The organism is Rhizobium hidalgonense, from assembly GCF_002914525.1.
Lineage (GTDB): Bacteria > Pseudomonadota > Alphaproteobacteria > Rhizobiales > Rhizobiaceae > Rhizobium > Rhizobium hidalgonense.
The window spans coordinates 102,879-121,772 of sequence record NZ_LODW01000044.1; the positions used below are offsets into that span (position 1 = coordinate 102,879).

At 61.1% G+C, this 18,894-nt stretch carries 20 protein-coding genes and 3 tRNA genes; 20 read left to right on the forward strand and 3 right to left on the reverse strand.

Features of this window, described 5'->3' with window-relative positions:
- Nucleotides 1–120: 120 nt before the first annotated feature.
- A complete protein-coding gene (locus tag ATY29_RS06850) occupies nt 121–522 on the forward strand; it encodes a (R)-mandelonitrile lyase (RefSeq protein WP_003573929.1) in 402 nt (133 codons plus the stop codon).
- Here ATY29_RS06850 and ATY29_RS06855 read toward each other — a convergent pair whose 3' ends face one another.
- Nucleotides 523–1,128: a class I SAM-dependent methyltransferase gene (locus tag ATY29_RS06855; RefSeq protein ID WP_003573928.1), complete on the reverse strand. Its 606-nt coding sequence runs from the start codon at nt 1,126–1,128 to the stop codon at nt 523–525.
- A 163-nt stretch (nt 1,129–1,291) separates the two neighbouring features.
- Between ATY29_RS06855 and ATY29_RS06860 the strand changes: the two genes are divergently transcribed.
- Entirely contained in the window at nt 1,292–1,645 is a 354-nt protein-coding gene (locus tag ATY29_RS06860) for a hypothetical protein (protein WP_003573926.1), read from the forward strand.
- A gap of 130 nt (nt 1,646–1,775) precedes the next feature.
- Entirely contained in the window at nt 1,776–2,324 is a 549-nt protein-coding gene (locus ATY29_RS06865; protein WP_097535645.1) for a glutathione peroxidase, read from the forward strand.
- A gap of 305 nt (nt 2,325–2,629) precedes the next feature.
- On the opposite strand, the gene ATY29_RS06870 is transcribed toward ATY29_RS06865, so the two are convergent.
- Nucleotides 2,630–2,842: a hypothetical protein gene (locus ATY29_RS06870; protein ID WP_003573920.1), complete on the reverse strand. Its 213-nt coding sequence runs from the start codon at nt 2,840–2,842 to the stop codon at nt 2,630–2,632.
- Between the two features lie 265 nt (nt 2,843–3,107).
- Nucleotides 3,108–3,183 (reverse strand) — tRNA-Val (locus ATY29_RS06875).
- Nucleotides 3,184–3,598: 415 nt separating this feature from the next.
- On the opposite strand from ATY29_RS06875, the gene ATY29_RS06880 reads away from it, so the two are divergent.
- From ATY29_RS06880 to ATY29_RS06960, 17 genes are all read left to right on the forward strand, one after another.
- Nucleotides 3,599–3,675, forward strand: a tRNA-Asp gene (locus tag ATY29_RS06880).
- A gap of 84 nt (nt 3,676–3,759) precedes the next feature.
- Nucleotides 3,760–3,836: transfer RNA gene (locus ATY29_RS06885), tRNA-Asp, on the forward strand.
- A 247-nt stretch (nt 3,837–4,083) separates the two neighbouring features.
- The gene (locus ATY29_RS06890) at nt 4,084–4,449 is read left to right on the forward strand and encodes an NADH-quinone oxidoreductase subunit A (protein ID WP_007626195.1); all 366 of its coding nucleotides are present in this window, start codon (nt 4,084–4,086) and stop codon (nt 4,447–4,449) included.
- On the forward strand, nt 4,440–5,024 hold the full coding sequence (locus tag ATY29_RS06895) for a NuoB/complex I 20 kDa subunit family protein (RefSeq protein ID WP_003573916.1): 585 nt from the start codon (nt 4,440–4,442) through the stop codon (nt 5,022–5,024). The genes ATY29_RS06890 and ATY29_RS06895 overlap by 10 nt, the downstream gene beginning before the upstream one ends.
- 18 nt (nt 5,025–5,042) lie before the next feature.
- Entirely contained in the window at nt 5,043–5,645 is a 603-nt protein-coding gene (locus tag ATY29_RS06900; protein ID WP_003573914.1) for an NADH-quinone oxidoreductase subunit C, read from the forward strand.
- Nucleotides 5,646–5,710: 65 nt separating this feature from the next.
- Nucleotides 5,711–6,901 (forward strand): NADH-quinone oxidoreductase subunit D, encoded by a 1,191-nt coding sequence (locus tag ATY29_RS06905; RefSeq protein WP_003573912.1) that lies wholly within the window; start codon nt 5,711–5,713, stop codon nt 6,899–6,901.
- Nucleotides 6,901–7,173 carry a hypothetical protein gene (locus tag ATY29_RS06910; RefSeq protein ID WP_003573910.1) on the forward strand — a complete coding sequence of 91 codons (273 nt, stop codon included), beginning with the start codon at nt 6,901–6,903 and terminating at the stop codon, nt 7,171–7,173. Before ATY29_RS06905 ends, ATY29_RS06910 begins: the two co-directional genes overlap by 1 nt.
- 16 nt (nt 7,174–7,189) lie before the next feature.
- Nucleotides 7,190–8,356: an NADH-quinone oxidoreductase subunit E gene (locus ATY29_RS06915; RefSeq protein ID WP_097535618.1), complete on the forward strand. Its 1,167-nt coding sequence runs from the start codon at nt 7,190–7,192 to the stop codon at nt 8,354–8,356.
- 10 nt (nt 8,357–8,366) lie between these two features.
- Entirely contained in the window at nt 8,367–9,671 is a 1,305-nt protein-coding gene (nuoF, locus tag ATY29_RS06920) for an NADH-quinone oxidoreductase subunit NuoF (RefSeq protein ID WP_003573907.1), read from the forward strand.
- Between the two features lie 2 nt (nt 9,672–9,673).
- On the forward strand, nt 9,674–10,390 hold the full coding sequence (locus ATY29_RS06925; RefSeq protein WP_097535620.1) for a helix-hairpin-helix domain-containing protein: 717 nt from the start codon (nt 9,674–9,676) through the stop codon (nt 10,388–10,390).
- A gap of 224 nt (nt 10,391–10,614) precedes the next feature.
- Nucleotides 10,615–12,696 carry an NADH-quinone oxidoreductase subunit NuoG gene (gene nuoG / locus ATY29_RS06930; protein ID WP_025415888.1) on the forward strand — a complete coding sequence of 694 codons (2,082 nt, stop codon included), beginning with the start codon at nt 10,615–10,617 and terminating at the stop codon, nt 12,694–12,696.
- Between the two features lie 12 nt (nt 12,697–12,708).
- The gene (gene nuoH, locus ATY29_RS06935) at nt 12,709–13,752 is read left to right on the forward strand and encodes an NADH-quinone oxidoreductase subunit NuoH (protein ID WP_003573903.1); all 1,044 of its coding nucleotides are present in this window, start codon (nt 12,709–12,711) and stop codon (nt 13,750–13,752) included.
- Between the two features lie 40 nt (nt 13,753–13,792).
- A complete protein-coding gene (nuoI, locus tag ATY29_RS06940; protein WP_003573902.1) occupies nt 13,793–14,284 on the forward strand; it encodes an NADH-quinone oxidoreductase subunit NuoI in 492 nt (163 codons plus the stop codon).
- A 141-nt stretch (nt 14,285–14,425) separates the two neighbouring features.
- A complete protein-coding gene (locus tag ATY29_RS06945; protein WP_003573901.1) occupies nt 14,426–15,040 on the forward strand; it encodes an NADH-quinone oxidoreductase subunit J in 615 nt (204 codons plus the stop codon).
- Nucleotides 15,041–15,063: 23 nt separating this feature from the next.
- Nucleotides 15,064–15,372 (forward strand): NADH-quinone oxidoreductase subunit NuoK, encoded by a 309-nt coding sequence (gene nuoK, locus ATY29_RS06950; RefSeq protein WP_003547388.1) that lies wholly within the window; start codon nt 15,064–15,066, stop codon nt 15,370–15,372.
- Nucleotides 15,373–15,379: 7 nt separating this feature from the next.
- Nucleotides 15,380–17,380 carry an NADH-quinone oxidoreductase subunit L gene (nuoL, locus tag ATY29_RS06955; RefSeq protein ID WP_025415889.1) on the forward strand — a complete coding sequence of 667 codons (2,001 nt, stop codon included), beginning with the start codon at nt 15,380–15,382 and terminating at the stop codon, nt 17,378–17,380.
- Nucleotides 17,380–18,891, forward strand: coding sequence for an NADH-quinone oxidoreductase subunit M (locus tag ATY29_RS06960; protein WP_003573899.1), 1,512 nt, complete (start codon nt 17,380–17,382; stop codon nt 18,889–18,891). Before nuoL ends, ATY29_RS06960 begins: the two co-directional genes overlap by 1 nt.
- Nucleotides 18,892–18,894 lie beyond the last annotated feature (3 nt).

Below are 18,894 nucleotides of genomic sequence, written 5' to 3' on the forward strand. Positions count from 1 at the left end.
ATAATGGCCTACCAGCCGGGCGACCATGCGGCAATTGCCGATCCGCCCTTGATTGGTCGCCTCGATGAAATATCGTCAGCTGACAAGGCTTCAACTGCAATGGAATGAAAAGGAAAGATCATGGAGATCAAACCAGCCGGCTCCCGTCCCTCGATGAAGCCACCGGCCGACTATTTCACCGGCGCCGTTCGCCAGGATCCGCTGATGGAGCCGCCGGCGCCGGCCCGGGTGAAGGCGACCTCCGTTACCTTCGAGCCCGGCGCCCGCACCGCCTGGCATACGCACCCGCTCGGCCAGACGCTGATCGTCACCTCGGGCAAGGGCCTCGCCCAGAGCTGGGGCGAGGAAATCCGCGAGATCCGCGCCGGCGACACCGTCTGGTTCTCGCCGGGCGAAAAACATTGGCACGGCGCTGCCCCCGACACGGCTATGGTGCATATCGCCATCCATGAGGCGTTGGACGGCAGACACGTCGACTGGATGGAGCAGGTCAGCGACACGCAATATTCCGGTATGAGCTAATCAGAGCCGCTTCAGGCAATAGGAAAAATGCGCGTGTGATTCGACCGTCAGGAACTCGAATTGCCAGCCGTAATCCTTGCAGAATTTGGTGACCGCCTCGACGACGCCATAGACGATCGGCTTGACCGTATTGCCGGTACAGAAATCATGCCCGGCAATGCGCCCGGTCCGCTTCACCTTCTTTTCGCAGAGCAGCAGCTCCTGCCAGGTGAGCTCGAAGGAATGATCGGTGTCGATATAGGCCCAGTCGAGGAAATCGTCCTCAAACTCGGCAAGCTTGTCGAGCGACGTGCCTTGCATCAGATGCAGCCGGCCGGCTTCGATCTCGGCCGCGAATTTCGTATGGACCGTATCAAGCCCGGAGCTGTAGCGATCCATCGACCAGGGATCGATGAGGTAGAGCTGCGCCGGGCGGTTCTTTTCGAGGATCTCCGCCGTATATTCGCCGAAGGCCGCGCCGACCTCGACCCCGATGCCGCCGTTCGGGATGCGGTAGAGCAGCTCGCCGCGATCCGGCAGCAGGCGGGCGTTTTCCATATGATGGGCGCTGAGCGGAGTGCGCGGCATGCTCGCCCGGAGCGCCTGCCTGTCTTCACGTGTCTTCATCTCGGATCTCAGGATTGCGGGCGGCTGATGGCCCTGATGCGGTATGACGGGAACGTAGGAGCAGCCGAGGCCGATGACAACCGCATGACAGGAATTTGCTTCTTTCGAACAAATCGCTAAGTTTCACCTGTGGACTGACGAGAGCCCCGGGAGGAGCGATTTCATGAGACGCATGTGGCCTGAAGAATTCAACGCCATCATCAGCGGAGCCGAGGAGGTGACGTTGGAAGCACCCGCCGAGGCCGGCGAAGCGCCGCTGCATCGCAAGGCGCTGAAGGCGCGCATCAGCATGGGAGATTACGAGCGGATCTGGCCGCTCGCCGAGATGCGCTTCCGGCTTGGCGAAAAAGATGGCAAGGCCATCACCCTGATCACCACCAACCCGCATTATCACGCCTGGCACCCGAAGGACGGCGGCAGCGTTGAATCCGTGTCGGACAGCGGCCGCCCCTACAAGACAGATTATCTCGTCGTGCACTTCCTGCTCGACGACGTCAAGGAAACATCCCCCGCCTGATGGGCGAAGGCCGGCGCCGCCGCAAGGCGGTCCCGGCCTCTTCTAACGCCGAATTGATTCTGACGCGGATGACAACGGCGGCGATATCGCTAAGTTTGGCGACAATGTTCCTATGAAATTGGAGGTTCCCGTGACGGGCAATGTGCTGGATATCCCGGTCAAGACTGTGGATGGTCGTGACACCACGCTCAACGACTATAAGGGCAGGGTGCTGCTGGTCGTCAATGTCGCCTCGAAATGCGGGCTCACGCCGCAGTATGAAGGCCTGGAAAAACTCTATGGCGAAAAGCGCGAGCGCGGCTTCGTCATCGCCGCTTTCCCCGCCAACGACTTCAAGGGCCAGGAACCCGGCACCGACGCCGAGATCCTCGATTTCTGCACCAGCACCTACGACGTCACCTTCCCGATCTTCTCGAAGATCTCGGTCAAGGGCGAAGCCCAGCACCCGCTCTATCACCAATTGACCAAATCGGGTGTGGCGACAACAGGCGACGGCCCGATGCGCGAACGCCTGAAATCCCACGGCATATCCGGCGGCAACGAGGACGACATCCTCTGGAATTTCGAAAAATTCCTGATCGGCCGCGACGGCAAGGTCGCCGCTCGATTCGCGCCTGACGTGACGGCGGATGATTCGCGGCTGGTTTCGGCGGTGGATAAAGAACTGGCGAAGGGATGAATGGCGGGCGATGAGCCCCGGCTGTTACCAATTCCAGAACGCCACTTCGGAATCCCGAAATTCCCCGCTTCGGGATTCCGAAATTCGCCGAGCTTCGCGCCGTGTCGACAGAAAAAATCATGCAATGATTTCAATCCCGCAACCAATTTCGGGATTCCGAAGGGCTATATAGAGTCTGGTGGGGAGTTCCCAGCTATAGGCATCTGGCCTCGATCGAAGACTCGGTCGCGATCACAGAGCCATGGAATGCCCGCGGCTACCAAGCGCGTCCGGGCTGCTTGATTCGCAAAAGCTGAGCAGCGCCTTCAGATCCCAAGCACGGTCACAAGCGGGGGCGTAAAGTCCTTGAAGCCCAGTCGCGGCCAGTCGCACCGGATGTCAAACCGCGTCTTTGGCACGTGGCGCTGGCATTTCGGATTCGTCTTGAAGGCGTATCCGGGCAGGCTGACATAGATGGCACTTGGCGTGCAAAGGGCAATCGCGATGCACAGCGTCAATACGGAGCTGAAAATCCTCATGGCACATCTCCAGGCCTCGTAGGCCTTCAAGCGCGGAGACTTTCCGGGCGGCGAATACTCCCACTTTTGCCGGCCCCCATCCATTCGCCCAATAGGAGGTGGCGGGTGACCGGAGTAGTCCGTTTTGGTGGAGCTGTCTTTCAGACAGTGTGCCGCATCAGAAACGCTGGGCGCTCTCCCGCGGATCCAATTGGAATTCCACATACGGTGACGAAGCAACTGAGGCGTCTGCCTGAAGTCGCTATTATTTGACACATAAGGGAAATGGTGGGCGATGAGAGACTCGAACTCCCGACATCCTCGGTGTAAACGAGGCGCTCTACCAACTGAGCTAATCGCCCATCGCTAGCGAAACCGGATCGGCCTGCCGCGTTGGTGGCCGTGATCTATGCGGATCGCGGCAAAACCGCAAGAGTGTTTGTGAAGATTTTTTGATTTTTTTGGCGGCGATCCTGTTGCTTGCGGCGCCGGTCGGGCGCGGCAGGGCTGTGGATAAAGGGGAGGGGCAGGGCGGAAGGCCGATCAGTTTCGACAATGCGACCGTCTCCGATGAAGCGCCGCTGCCGCCTTCGGAAACGGAATTGCCGGCTTTTCATTCTTCCCGCGCGGGCCTTGCCGAAACAATTCAACGACTGTCATGGTTTTGTCTCCAAACCTGCTTGACACTAAAAGGCGAACCCCGTAGTTAGCCGCTCATCGAAACGGGCAGCCGTTTTGGTGAGGGTGCGAAGGCATCCGGACTGCTTGAAATGAATTGCGGGTGTAGCTCAGTTGGTTAGAGTGCCGGCCTGTCACGCCGGAGGTCGCGGGTTCGAGCCCCGTCACTCGCGCCATTTCAAGTCTTGTAGAACGCAAATGCGATTTGTCGTTCGTCCGGGTTTCTTCATCCTCGCGGCCGCAAATGGCCGGTCCTATGCGCGGGTGTAGCTCAGTCGGTTAGAGTGCCGGCCTGTCACGCCGGAGGTCGCGGGTTCGAGCCCCGTCACTCGCGCCATTTTCTTCCGAGAGCCATGCAGTTTTCAGTGGTCAGGCATGCAGCTTGAAGCGGCTTGGGCGGATTTGTCGCGACATCGTTGCATCTGCTTGATAATGTCCGCGCGCGACGCGTCGAATTGCCTCGGTAAATCTCTTGCGCCGGGGCTTCGGCTGCGCTAACCACGGCTTGTTGCAACGCACGTTCGCTTGCCGGGCATTTGCCCAAATGCGCCGCCTGGCGCCTCCGGCAAGCAGGGATGAACATGATGACTGAACTGCTCAGTTCCTATATTCCGATCGCTATCTTCATCGCTATCGCGCTCGTTATCGGCCTGGCGCTGCTCATTGCGCCGTTTGCCGTCGCCTTCAAAGCGCCCGATTCGGAGAAGCTTTCGGCTTACGAATGCGGCTTCAACGCTTTCGATGACGCCCGCATGAAGTTCGACATCCGCTTCTACCTCGTGTCGATTCTCTTCATCATCTTCGACCTCGAAGTCGCCTTCCTCTTCCCCTGGGCCGTTTCCTTCGGCGCCATCGGCTGGTTCGGCTTCTGGTCCATGATGGTCTTCCTCTTCGTGCTGACCATCGGCTTTATCTATGAATGGAAAAAGGGAGCCCTGGAATGGGAGTGACCCCTGTGAGCAATCAGCCGCTCGTCGCCCAGCAGCCGAAGGGGATCATCGATCCCTCCACAGGCAAGCCGATCGGCAGCAATGACGCGTTTTTCGGCGAGATCAACAACGAGCTCGCCGACAAGGGTTTCCTCGTCACCTCGACCGACGAGCTGATCAATTGGGCCCGTACCGGCTCGCTGATGTGGATGACCTTCGGTCTTGCCTGCTGCGCCGTCGAAATGATGCAGCTGTCGATGCCGCGTTACGACGTCGAGCGCTTCGGTTTTGCGCCGCGCGCCTCGCCGCGCCAGTCCGACGTGATGATCGTCGCCGGCACGCTGACCAACAAGATGGCGCCGGCGCTGCGCAAGGTCTACGACCAGATGCCCGAGCCGCGCTACGTGATCTCGATGGGCTCCTGCGCCAATGGCGGCGGTTATTATCACTATTCCTATTCGGTGGTGCGCGGCTGCGACCGCATCGTACCGATCGATATCTATGTGCCGGGCTGTCCCCCCACGGCAGAGGCGCTGCTCTATGGCGTGCTTCTGCTGCAGAAGAAGATCCGGCGCACCGGCACGATCGAACGCTAAGGGTTAAGGACTAGGCATATGAGTGAAGCCCTGACTGAGCTTGCGTCCTACCTTGGCGAAGCACGCGGCAATTTGATTGCCGCTTCGCAGATGAAGTATGGCGAGCTGACGCTGACGGCGACGGGTGAAAACCTGATCGCGCTGCTGACCTTCCTGCGCGACGACGCCAAATGCGGTTTCGTCAACCTGATCGATATTTGCGGCGTCGACTGGCCGCAGCGTGAACTGCGTTTCGACGTCGTCTATCACCTGCTGTCGCCGAAGCAGAACCTGCGCATCCGCGTCAAGGTCGCAACCGACGAGGATACGCCGGTTCCCTCGGCCTGTGCAGTCCATCCCGGCGCCGACTGGTTCGAGCGCGAGACCTGGGACATGTACGGCGTGCTCTTCACCGGCCATCCGGATCTGCGCCGCATCCTGACCGACTATGGCTTCGAAGGCCACCCGCTGCGCAAGGACTTCCCCACGACGGGTTTCGTCGAGGTCCGCTACGACGACGCGGCAAAACGCGTCGTTTACGAGCCAGTGGAACTGAAGCAGGAATTCCGCAACTTCGACTTCATGTCGCCATGGGAGGGAACTGAATATGTTCTGCCTGGCGACGAAAAGGCGAAGCAGTAGGATCGAAAAACTACACTATTGCCTATTGCCCATTGGCTAATGCCTGCAATAGCGGAGCACGCAGCATGACCGAACATAACGTCCGCAACTTCAACATCAATTTCGGACCGCAGCATCCGGCGGCGCATGGCGTTCTTCGTCTTGTCCTGGAGCTTGACGGCGAAATTGTGGAGCGGGTTGATCCGCATATCGGCCTGCTGCATCGCGGCACCGAGAAGCTGATCGAGACCAAGACCTATCTGCAGGCTCTGCCCTATTTCGATCGTCTCGATTACGTCGCGCCGATGAACCAGGAGCATGCCTATGCGATGGCCGTGGAAAAGCTGCTCGGCCTCGAGATCCCCATCCGCGGTCAGCTGATCCGCGTCCTCTATTCGGAAATCGGCCGTATCCTTTCGCATCTCCTGAACGTCACGACGCAGGCGATGGACGTCGGTGCGCTGACGCCGCCGCTCTGGGGCTTCGAAGAGCGTGAAAAGCTGATGGTGTTCTATGAACGCGCCAGCGGCTCGCGCATGCATGCGGCTTATGTCCGTCCGGGCGGCGTCCATCAGGACCTGCCGGAACAGCTCGTCCAGGATATCGGCGACTGGTGCGATCCGTTCCTGAAGGCGCTCGACGACATCGACAATCTGTTGACCGGCAACCGCATCTTCAAGCAGCGCAACGTCGATATCGGCGTCGTCTCGCTGGAGGATTGCTGGGCCTGGGGCTTCTCCGGCGTAATGGTGCGCGGTTCGGGCGCTGCCTGGGATCTGCGTCGCGCCCAGCCTTATGAATGTTATTCCGATCTCGAATTCGACATTCCGATCGGTAAGAACGGCGACAATTACGACCGCTACCTGATCCGCATGATCGAGATGCGCGAATCGGTCCGCATCATGAAGCAATGCGTCAACCGCCTGCTGTCGGATGCCAAGACTGGTCCTTTCTCGTCGATCGACGGCAAGGTCGTACCGCCGAAGCGCGGCGAGATGAAGCGCTCGATGGAAGCGCTGATTCACCACTTCAAACTCTATACCGAAGGCTACCACGTGCCGGCCGGCGAAGTTTACGCCGCCGTCGAGGCGCCGAAGGGCGAGTTCGGCGTCTATCTCGTCTCCGACGGCACCAACAAGCCCTATCGCTGCAAGATCCGTGCGCCTGGTTATGCCCATCTGCAGGCGATGGACTTCATGTGCCGCGGCCACCAGCTTGCCGACGTCGCGGCCGTGCTCGGCTCGCTCGACATCGTCTTCGGCGAGGTGGACCGCTGATGCAGCGTCTGCCGCTTGCCGTCGCACTCCTTCTCGCGGCATCCGGGGTTTCGGCCCAGGAGACCGATAAGCTCGGCACCCCGCTGGGTCGTAAGGAAGTGACGCCGCCGGCGGCGCAAACGTCTATGGGCGAGCTTTTGTCCAAGGGCTATCAGATCAAGGCTGCCATTCCGAATGGCAGCAAATTCGTCGTATTTATGCAGAAAGACCAGTCGGCCTATGCCTGCGAAATGCAGTCTTTGACCGCTTCGCGGTGTGGAACCCTAAACTGACAAGGCGTGAGGAAGAATGTCCGTTCGTCGATTAGCCGAAGATCAATTTCAGCCTGCCGCATTCGCTTTCAGCGATGAAAATGCGGTCTGGGCGGACAAGACGATCCAGAAATACCCCGCCGGCCGCCAGCAATCGGCGGTCATTCCGCTGTTGATGCGTGCGCAAGAGCAGGACGGCTGGGTCACGCGCGCGGCGATCGAAAAGATCGCCGACATGCTCGAGATGGCCTATATCCGGGTGCTCGAGGTCGCGACCTTCTATACGCAGTTCCAGCTGCATCCTGTCGGCACGCGGGCCCATGTCCAGGTCTGCGGCACGACGCCCTGCATGCTGCGCGGCTCGGAAGCGCTGATGTCGGTCTGCAAGAGCAAGATCCACGCCCATGCCTTCGAGCGCAATGCCGAAGGCACGCTGTCCTGGGAAGAGGTCGAATGTCTTGGCGCCTGCGTCAACGCCCCGATGGTGATAATCGGCAAGGACACCTATGAGGACCTGACGCCGGCGCGCCTCGAAGAGATCATCGATGCGTTCGCCGCCGGCAATGGCGCCGGCATCAAGCCCGGCACCCAGATCGACCGGATTTTCTCCGCACCCGAAGGCGGCCCGACCTCGCTGACGACGGAAGAGCCGAAGGCAAGAACGCGCGCCAAGAAGGCCGATGCCGAAACCATTTCGGCTCCCGTTGACGCCGCTCCGGTTCCGCCGTCGGAGGCTGCCCGCCCGAAGAGCACCGATGCCGAAACCAATGCCGCCCTGAAGACGCCGGCAACAGCGCCGAAGGCGGCTGCCAGGAATGCCAAGGCTGCCGAGCAGCAGCCGGTTTCCGGCACTGCGCCTGCCGAACCGGCCCCGGCACCCGCCGTCAAGGCCGAAGCCGCTGCGGCGGCAAAGCCTGCTTTGACCGACAAGAACCGTCCGGCCGGCATCGACAAGCCCGCCGCACCGGATGATCTGAAGATGATCTCGGGCGTCGGCCCGAAGATCGAGGCGACGCTAAACGAGATCGGCATCTTCACCTTCTCGCAGGTCGCGGGCTGGAAGAAGGCCGAGCGCGAATGGGTCGACAGCTACCTGAACTTCCGCGGCCGCATCGAGCGCGACGACTGGGTCAAGCAGGCCAAGGCGCTCGCCAAGGGCGGGGAAGCGGAATATATCAAGGTCTTCGGCAAGAAGCCGCGGTAAGAGGTGAAGCATGTTACAAGATAAAGACCGCATCTTTACCAACATCTACGGCCTCAAGGACAAGTCCCTGAAGGGCGCGATGAGCCGCGGCCATTGGGATGGCACCAAGCAGATCCTCGAAAAGGGCCGCGACTGGATCATCAACGAGATGAAGGCATCGGGCCTGCGCGGCCGCGGCGGCGCCGGTTTCCCAACCGGCCTCAAATGGTCCTTCATGCCGAAGGAAAGCGACGGCCGCCCGCATTACCTCGTCGTCAATGCCGACGAATCGGAGCCCGGTACCTGCAAGGACCGCGACATCATGCGCCACGATCCGCATACGCTGATCGAAGGCTGCGTCATCGCGAGCTTCGCCATGGGCGCCAATGCCGCCTATATCTATGTGCGCGGCGAATATATCCGCGAGCGCGAAGCGCTGCAGGCGGCGATCGACGAATGTTATGATTATGGCCTGCTCGGCAAGAACAACAAGCTTGGCTGGGACATGGACATCTACGTCCATCATGGCGCCGGCGCTTACATTTGCGGCGAGGAAACCGCGCTGCTCGAAAGCCTCGAAGGCAAGAAGGGCCAGCCGCGCCTGAAGCCGCCTTTCCCGGCCAATATGGGCCTTTACGGCTGCCCGACGACCGTCAACAACGTCGAATCGATCGCTGTCGCGCCGACGATCCTGCGCCGCGGCGCCGGCTGGTTCTCGGCCATCGGCCGTCCGAACAATGTCGGCACCAAGCTGTTCATGCTCTCCGGCCACGTCAACAAGCCGTGCACGGTCGAAGAGGAAATGGGCATCACCTTCCGCGAACTGGTCGACCGCCATGCCGGCGGCATTCGCGGCGGCTGGGACAACCTGCTCGCCGTCATCCCGGGCGGCGCATCCTGCCCGATCGTTCCGGCCAAGGACATCATCGACTGCCCGATGGATTTCGACGGCCTGCGCGGCGTCGGTTCCTCCTTCGGCACGGCCGCGGCGATCGTCATGGACAAGTCCACCGACGTCATCAAGGCGATCGCCCGCATCTCCGCCTTCTTCAAGCATGAGAGCTGCGGCCAGTGCACGCCGTGCCGCGAAGGCACCGGCTGGATGTGGCGGGTGATGGAGCGCATGGCCAAGGGCAATGCCCAGAAGCGCGAAATCGACATGCTGTTCCAGGTGACCAAACAAATCGAAGGCCACACCATCTGCGCGCTCGGCGACGCCGCCGCATGGCCGGTGCAGGGTCTGATCCGTAACTTCCGCCCCGAAATCGAAAAGCGCATCGACCAGTATACGGCGAGCGCGCTCGATCATGGCGCGGTTCTGGAGGCGGCTGAATAATCATGGCGGACAAGGCATCCGATAGCAGGAAAAAAGAAGACGCAGCGGATTTCGCGGCCGGCTTCGGCCGTCTTGCCGCCGAGATGCTGGAGAATGCACGGGCGATGCCGGTGCATCCGCTGATGGCGCATCCGGCCGCAGCCTTTGCTGCGGCAACGGCGATCGGCTTCGGTTTCTCGACCCAAATGGCGGGCGCCTTCTTCGGCGCCTTCCAGAGTGCGCTGGAGACGACCGGCAAGGTCGCTGCCGCCCTCGATGACACGCCGCCGGACGCGTTGACGCCCGACGTCGAGATCCGGCCGGAGAATATTCGCCCTGCCGTCAAGGTTGTCGCCAAGCCGGTTGAGAATAAGCCGGCGGTCGAGACCGCGCCGGTGGGCGGGGGAAAGCCGGTTGCCGAGAAGAAGGCAGGGCCGAAACTGACTGTTGTAACACCGGTCAGCCAACCCGCTGCCAGCCAGCCGAAGCCCGCCGTGAAGGCCAGGCCGGTTACCCTGGCGAAAAAGGCTGACGATCTCAAGCTGATCGCCGGCATCGGCCCGAAGCTGGAGCAGGTGCTGAACGACAAAGGCATTCGCAGCTTCGCCGAGATTGCCGCCTGGGGCGATGAGGACATCGCCCGGCTCGACGCAGAACTTGGCTTCAACGGCCGCATCGGGCGTGACGACTGGGCCGGCCAGGCGAAAATTCTGGCAGCGCGGGGCCGCAGACGGAAATGAACTGCCCGGCCGTATCAATCGGCCGGAAAGAGGGGCAGATCGGCGGACGGGCGGGGGCCTCAAGCTGCAGATGCCGGTGCGGGTTCCTGACCTGGAACGCGCGACAGAGAATTTGGGCGACATCAGCTGTCAGCCGGACGAAAGATCCGGCTTGGCAATGAGACTGTTGCAAAAAGTGGTTTGTTTGCCGTCATCAGGCAAACGGGAAACAGGACTGAGCGACGATGGCAAAACTGAAGATTGACGGCAACGAGATCGAAGTTCCGGATCATTACACGCTGTTGCAGGCGTGCGAAGACGCCGGCGCCGAGGTTCCGCGCTTCTGCTTCCATGAGCGCCTCTCGGTTGCCGGCAACTGCCGCATGTGCCTTGTCGAAGTGAAGGGCGGCCCGCCGAAGCCGCAGGCTTCGTGCGCCATGAGCGTGCGCGACATCCGCGGCGGCCCGAACGGCGAACTGCCCGAGGTCTTCACCAACACCCCGATGGTCAAGAAGGCCCGCGAAGGTGTGATGGAATTCCTGCTGATCAACCATCCGCTCGATTGCCCGATCTGCGACCAGGGCGGCGAATGCGACCTGCAGGACCAGGCGATGGCCTTCGGCATCGACACTTCGCGTTACCAGGAAGACAAGCGCGCCGTCGAAGACAAGTATATCGGCCCGCTGGTCAAGACGGTGATGAACCGCTGCATCCATTGCACGCGCTGCGTCCGCTTCACCACCGAGGTTGCCGGCATTTCCGAACTCGGCCTGATCGGCCGTGGCGAGGATGCTGAGATCACCACCTATCTCGAACAGGCGATGACCTCCGAACTGCAGGGCAATGTCGTCGACCTTTGCCCGGTCGGCGCGCTCACCTCCAAGCCTTTCGCCTTCACCGCGCGCCCCTGGGAATTGAACAAGACCGAATCGATCGACGTCATGGATGCCGTCGGTTCGGCGATCCGCGTCGATACCCGCGGTCGCGAAGTCATGCGCGTCCTGCCGCGTGTCAACGAGGCGATCAACGAAGAGTGGATTTCCGACAAGAGCCGTTTCATCTGGGACGGCCTGAAGACCCAGCGCCTCGACCGGCCCTACGTTCGCCGCGACGGCCGCCTGCAGCCGGCGACCTGGGCCGACGCCTTCGGCGCCATCAAGGCCGCCGTCGGCGCCACCTCCGGTGACAAGATCGGTGCGATCGCCGGCGACCTCGCTTCCGTCGAGGAAATGTATGCGCTCTCGGAACTGGTGAAGTCGCTGGGCTCGGCCAATCTCGACTGTCGACAGGATGGGGCGGCACTCGATCCGTCGCTCGGCCGTGCAAGCTATGTCTTCAACCCGACCATCTCGGGCATCGACCAGGCCGACGCGCTGCTGATCATCGGCGCCAATCCGCGCTTCGAGGCGGCGATCCTCAATGCCCGCATCCGCAAGCGCTGGCGCCGCGGCAAGTTCCCGATCGGCGTGATCGGCGAGCCGGGCGAACTGCGCTACAGCTATGACTATCTCGGCGGCGGTCCCGACACGCTGAAGGATCTGGTCGACGGCACCCACGCCTTTGCGGAGGTGCTGAAGAACGCTGCCAAGCCGATGATCATCATCGGCCAGGGCGCGCTGTCGCGCACCGACGGCGCCGGCGTTCTCGCCAGTGCCGCCAAGCTTGCCGGTTCTGTCGGTGCTGTTGTCGAAGGCTGGAACGGCTTTGCCGTCCTCCATACCGCCGCATCGCGCGTCGGCGGCCTCGACCTCGGCTTCGTGCCGGGCGCCAAGGGCGTTAACGCCGCCGAAATGCTGACGGCGATGGATGTGCTCTTCCTGCTCGGCGCCGACGAACTCGACTTCACCGCCAAGAAGGCCAAGCTGACGGTCTATATCGGCTCGCACGGCGATAACGGTGCCCATCACGCCGACGTCATTCTGCCGGCGGCCGCCTATACCGAAAAGTCCGGCACTTGGGTCAACACCGAAGGCCGCGTCCAGATGGGCAACCGCGCCGGCTTTGCGCCGGGTGACGCCCGCGAGGACTGGGCGATCATCCGTGCCCTTTCCGATGTGCTCGGCAAGAAGCTTCCCTTCGATTCGCTGAGCGAATTGCGCGTCCGGCTCTATGCCGCTTTCCCGCATTTCGCCGCCATCGACGAGATCGCCGAAACCGATAGCGCCCAAATTGCCGCAGTAGCGAAAAAAGCCGGCAAGATGAACAAGTCAGGGTTTGCGTCGCCGGTGAAAGACTTCTATTTGACGAACCCGATAGCGCGTGCCTCGGCAGTGATGGCGGAGTGCTCGGCATTGGCCCGCAACAACTTCAAAGTCGCGGCAGAGTAAGGGCAGGGGACTATGGATTCTTTCTTTTCGACCTATGTCTTGCCGGCGATCATCATGATCGGTCAGTCGCTGCTGCTTCTGGTCTGCCTGCTTGTCTTCATTGCCTATGTGCTGCTCGCCGACCGTAAGATCTGGGCGGCCGTGCAGCTGCGCCGCGGCCCGAACGTCGTTGGCCCCTTCGGCCTGTTCCAGTCTTTCGCCGACCTTCTGAAGTTCGTCTTCAAGGAGCCGATCATTCCGGCCGGCGCCAACAAGGCGGTGTTCCTGCTGGCCCCGCTGGTGACGGTGCTTCTGGCGCTGTCTACCTGGGCGGTGGTGCCGCTCGCCGACGGATGGGTGATCGCCAACATCAATGTCGGCATCCTCTATATCTTCGCGATTTCCTCGCTCGAGGTTTACGGCATCATCATGGGCGGCTGGGCTTCGAACTCGAAGTATCCGTTCCTCGGCGCGCTGCGTTCGGCGGCACAGATGGTGTCCTATGAAGTCTCGATCGGCTTCGTCATCGTCACCGTGCTTCTCTGCGTCGGCTCGCTGAACCTGACCGATATCGTCAATGCGCAGCATACCGGCCTCGGCACCATGCTCGGCCTGCCGGCCTCGTTCCTCGACTGGCACTGGCTGTCGCTCTTCCCGATGTTCATCATCTTCTTCATTTCGGCGCTCGCCGAAACGAACCGTCCGCCCTTCGACCTTCCGGAAGCCGAATCGGAACTCGTTGCCGGCTTCATGGTCGAATACGGCTCCTCGCCATACATGATGTTCATGCTCGGCGAATATGCGGCCGTCTGCCTGATGTGCGCGCTGACGACGATCCTCTTCCTCGGGGGCTGGCTGCCGCCGGTCGATATCTGGATCCTCAACTGGGTTCCCGGCATCATCTGGTTCACGCTGAAGGCCTGCCTGGTCTTCTTCATGTTCGCGATGGTCAAGGCCTTCGTTCCGCGCTACCGCTACGACCAACTCATGCGCCTCGGCTGGAAGGTGTTCCTGCCGCTGTCGCTCGCCATGGTCATCATCGTTGCATTCGTGCTGAAACTGATGGGTTGGGCATGACCATGTCAGCTCTCGTTTCCGGCAAAATTGGAGGTTGAAGATGGGAAGCTTGTCCAGCTCCATCAACTCGCTGTTCCTCAAGGAATTCTTCGGCGCGTTCTTTCTGTCGATGCGCTATTTCTTCCGCCAGAAGGCGACGATCAACTATCCCTTTGAAAAGGGCCCGGTTTCCCCGCGTTTCCGCGGCGAGCACGCGCTGCGCCGTTATCCGAACGGCGAGGAACGCTGCATTGCCTGCAAACTCTGCGAGGCAATCTGTCCTGCCCAGGCGATCACCATTGAGGCCGGCCCCCGCCGCAACGACGGTACGCGCCGCACGGTGCGCTACGACATCGATATGGTGAAGTGCATCTATTGCGGCTTCTGCCAGGAGGCCTGCCCGGTCGACGCGATCGTCGAAGGCCCGAATTTCGAGTTCGCGACGGAAACCCGCGAAGAGCTCTATTTCGACAAGGCGCGCCTTCTCGACAACGGTGACCGCTGGGAACGCGAAATCGCCCGCAACATCGCGATCGACTCGCCGTACCGCTGATTGGGTTTTGAAATGCCGCGATGGAGCTCTGCTGCTCCGGTCGCGGTCAATATGCACAGGAGCTTTGCCGGTCAGCCGCGCCAAGCTCTATCGGGCAGAAAAACTCCCGGCTGCCCGGGGGAAGATGAAAAAGGCACCAACATGGGTCTGCAGGCTCTATTTTTCTATCTTTTCGCGTTTGTCGCGGTGGCGTCGGCGTTCATGGTCATCTGGGCGAAGAACCCGGTTCACTCGGTTCTGTTCCTGATCCTGGTGTTCTTCAACGCGGCCGGCCTCTTCCTGCTGCTCGGTGCCGAATTCCTGGCGATGATCCTGCTCGTCGTCTATGTCGGAGCCGTCGCCGTTCTCTTCCTCTTCGTGGTGATGATGCTCGATATCGACTTCACGGAGCTCAGGGCAGGGGTTCTCGAATACGCGCCGATCGGCGGGCTGATCGGGATCATTCTCGCCGCCGAGCTGATTGTCGTCATCGGCGGCAGCGTCATCTCGCCTGAGATCGCCAAATCCGTCGCCATGCCGATCCCGGCGCTCAGCGAGCGCACCAATACCGCCGCTCTCGGCGACGTGCTCTACACCAACTACGTCTATTTCTTCGAGATCGCCGGCCTGGTGCTGCTGGTCGCCATGATCGGCGCGATCGTGCTGACGCTGCGGCACCGCACCAATATCAAGCGGCAGAATATCCCGAGGCAAGTTGCCCGCACGCCCGCCACCGCCGTCGAGGTGGTGTCGGTCAAGCCCGGGCAGGGCGTCTAAAGGCAGGTCAAGGAACAAAGAACATGGTCATCGGACTTTCCCACTACCTGACGGTCAGCGCCATCCTCTTCACGCTCGGTGTCTTCGGCATCTTCCTGAACCGGAAGAACGTCATCGTCATCCTGATGTCGATCGAACTGATCCTGCTTGCCGTCAACATCAATATGGTCGCCTTCTCCTCCTTCCTGAACGACATCGTCGGCCAGGTCTTCGCGCTGTTCATCCTGACGGTCGCGGCTGCCGAAGCGGCGATCGGTCTTGCAATTCTCGTTGTCTTCTACCGCAACCGCGGCTCGATCGCGGTCGAAGACGTCAATATGATGAAGGGCTGAGTGGCTCATGTTCCTCTATAAGGCTATCGTCTTTCTTCCCTTGATCGGTGCGATCGTCGCCGGCCTGTTCGGCCGCGCCATCGGCGCCAAGGCTTCGGAATATGTCACCAGCGGCCTGATGATCATCGCCGCCATCCTGTCCTGGATCGTCTTTTTCAACGTCGGCATGGGACATCTCGAAGGCGGCCCGATCAAGGTCGAGGTGCTGCGCTGGATCCAGTCGGGCGGCATCGACGTCTCCTGGTCGCTGCGTGTGGATACGCTGACCTCCGTCATGCTGATCGTCGTCAACACGGTCTCGACGCTGGTGCACATCTATTCGATCGGTTACATGCACACCGATCCGCATCGTCCGCGCTTCTTCGCCTATCTCTCGCTCTTCACCTTCGCCATGCTGATGCTGGTGACGGCCGATAACCTGGCCCAGATGTTCTTCGGCTGGGAAGGCGTCGGTCTCGCCTCCTATCTCTTGATCGGCTTCTGGTTCAAGAAGCCGTCGGCAACCGCTGCGGCGATGAAGGCCTTCATCGTCAACCGCGTCGGCGACTTCGGCTTCGTGCTCGGCATTGCCGGCGTCTTCGTGCTGTTCGGCTCGATCAATCTCGACACGATCTTTGCCAATGCCTCGAACTTCGCCCCGCATGAAGGCGGCGGCGAGGCAAGCGAAGTGATCCTCAATCTCTTCGGCATGCAACTCGACAAGGCGCATGCGCTGACCGGCATCTGCCTGCTGCTGTTCATGGGCGCCATGGGCAAGTCGGCGCAGTTCCTGCTGCACACCTGGCTGCCGGACGCGATGGAAGGCCCGACCCCGGTCTCGGCCCTCATCCATGCCGCCACCATGGTCACCGCCGGCGTCTTCCTCGTCGCCCGCATGTCGCCTCTCTTCGAACTGTCGCCGGATGCACTCGTCGTCGTCACCGTGATCGGCGCGATCACCGCCTTCTTCGCGGCGACCGTCGGCCTGGTGCAGAACGACATCAAGCGCGTCATCGCCTATTCCACCTGTTCGCAGCTCGGCTACATGTTCGTGGCACTCGGGGTAGGGGCCTATGGCGCGGCGATCTTCCATCTCTTCACGCACGCCTTCTTCAAGGCGCTGCTCTTCCTCTGCGCCGGCTCGGTCATCCATTCCGTCGATGGCGAGCAGGACATGCGCTACATGGGTGGGCTTTGGCCGCATATTAAAGTGACCGGCATCCTGATGATCATCGGCACGCTGGCAATTACCGGCGTCGGCATTCCCTTCACGCCGATCGGCTTTGCCGGCTTCTTCTCCAAGGATGTGATCATCGAGGCGACCTATGCTTCGCATTCGCCGGTCGCGGGCTTTGCCTTCTCGTTGCTGGTCATCGCGGCTCTGTTCACCAGCTTCTATTCCTGGCGCCTGATCTTCATGACCTTCTTCGGCAAGCCGCGCGCGTCGCACGAGGTCATGCATCACGTCCACGAATCGCCGCAGGTGATGTTGGTGCCGCTCTATCTTCTCGCGATCGGTGCCGTGTTTGCCGGCGTGATCTTCGAAGGCCGGTTCTACGGCGAGGAATATGCCGAGTTCTGGAAAGGTGCGCTGTTTACCGGCGCCGAGAACGAGTTGGTGGAACAGTTCCATCATGTGCCGGCGCTGGTTGGCCTCAGCCCCTTCATCGCCATGCTGCTCGGCTTCGTCCTCGCCTGGTACATGTATATCCGTTCGCCGCAGACGCCGCGCGTCCTCGCCAAGCAGCACCGCGTGCTCTACCATTTCCTGCTGAACAAGTGGTATTTCGACGAACTTTACGACTTCCTGTTCGTCCGCACGGCCAAGGCGCTCGGCCGTTTTCTGTGGAAGAAGGGTGACGTCGGTGTCATCGACACCTACGGCCCGAACGGCGTCGCCGCTCGCGTCGTCGCCGTTACCGACCGCGTCGTCCGCCTGCAGACCGGTTACCTCTATCACTATGCCTTCGCCATGCTGATCGGCATTGCGGCGCTTGTTACCTGGATGATGCTCGGGAGTTCCTTCTGATGACCGATTGGCCTATTCTTTCAACGGTCACCTTCCTGCCGCTCGTCGGCGTGGTGCTCCTGCTCTTGATGAACGGCGAGAGCGCTAGCGGCCGCAAGAACGTGCTGTGGATCTCGCTGATCACCACCGTGTTCACCTTCGTCGTCTCGCTCTTGATCTGGACCGGTTTCGACAATGCCAATCCGGGCTTCCAGATGGTCGAGAAGCATGACTGGCTCGGCACTGGTATCGGCTACCACCTTGGCGTCGACGGCATCTCCATGCTGTTCGTCATCCTGACGACCTTCCTCATGCCCTTCTGCGTGTTGGCGAGCTGGCTCTCGATCGAGAAGCGCCTGAAGGAATACATGATCGCCTTCCTCATCCTGGAAACGATGATGATCGGCGTCTTCGTCGCGCTCGATATCGTGCTCTTCTACGTCTTCTTCGAGGCGGGCCTCATTCCGATGTTCCTGATCATCGGCGTCTGGGGCGGCAAGGACCGCGTTTATGCGAGCTACAAGTTCTTCCTCTACACGCTGCTCGGCTCGGTGCTGATGCTGCTCGCCATCATGGCGATGTACTGGCAGGCCGGCACGACCGACATCACCGCATTGCTTGCCTACAAGTTCCCGCCGGCGCTGCAGACCTGGTTATGGCTTGCCTTCTTCGCCTCGTTTGCCGTGAAGATGCCGATGTGGCCGGTCCATACCTGGCTTCCGGATGCGCACGTTCAGGCGCCGACGGCAGGCTCGGTGATCCTGGCCGGCGTGCTCCTGAAGCTCGGCGGCTACGGCCTCATCCGCTTCTCGCTCGGCATGTTCCCTGTGGCGTCGGATTATTTCGCGCCGCTCGTCTTCGCGATGTCTGTCATCGCCATCATCTACACCTCGCTGGTGGCGATGATGCAGGACGACATCAAGAAGCTGATCGCCTATTCCTCGGTGGCGCACATGGGCTACGTGACCATGGGCATCTTCGCCGCCAACATGCAGGGCGTCCAGGGTTCGATCTTCCAGATGCTGTCGCACGGCATTGTCTCCGGCGCGCTCTTCCTCTGCGTCGGCGTCGTCTACGATCGCACCCACACCCGCGAGATCAACGCCTATGGCGGCCTCGTCAACAACATGCCGAAATATGCAGTCGCAATGATGGTCTTCACCATGGCCAATGTCGGGCTTCCCGGCACCTCGGGCTTCATCGGCGAATTCCTGACGCTGATGGGCGTCTTCCGGGTCAATACCTGGGTCGCGCTCTTTGCCGCCACCGGCGTCATCCTCTCGGCCGCCTATGCGCTCTGGCTCTATCGCCGGGTGATCTTCGGCGCGCTTGAGAAGGAAAAGCTGAAGGCGCTGCTCGATCTGTCCAGACGCGAACAACTGATCCTCTATCCGCTGGTCGCACTGACCATCTTCTTCGGCGTTTACCCGGCCCCGGTCTTCGATGCGACGGCCGCCTCGGTGGATCTGCTGGTCAACAACTACACGGCCGCCGTGCACGCAGCGCAGAATGTTGCGCTGTCTATGAATTGATGA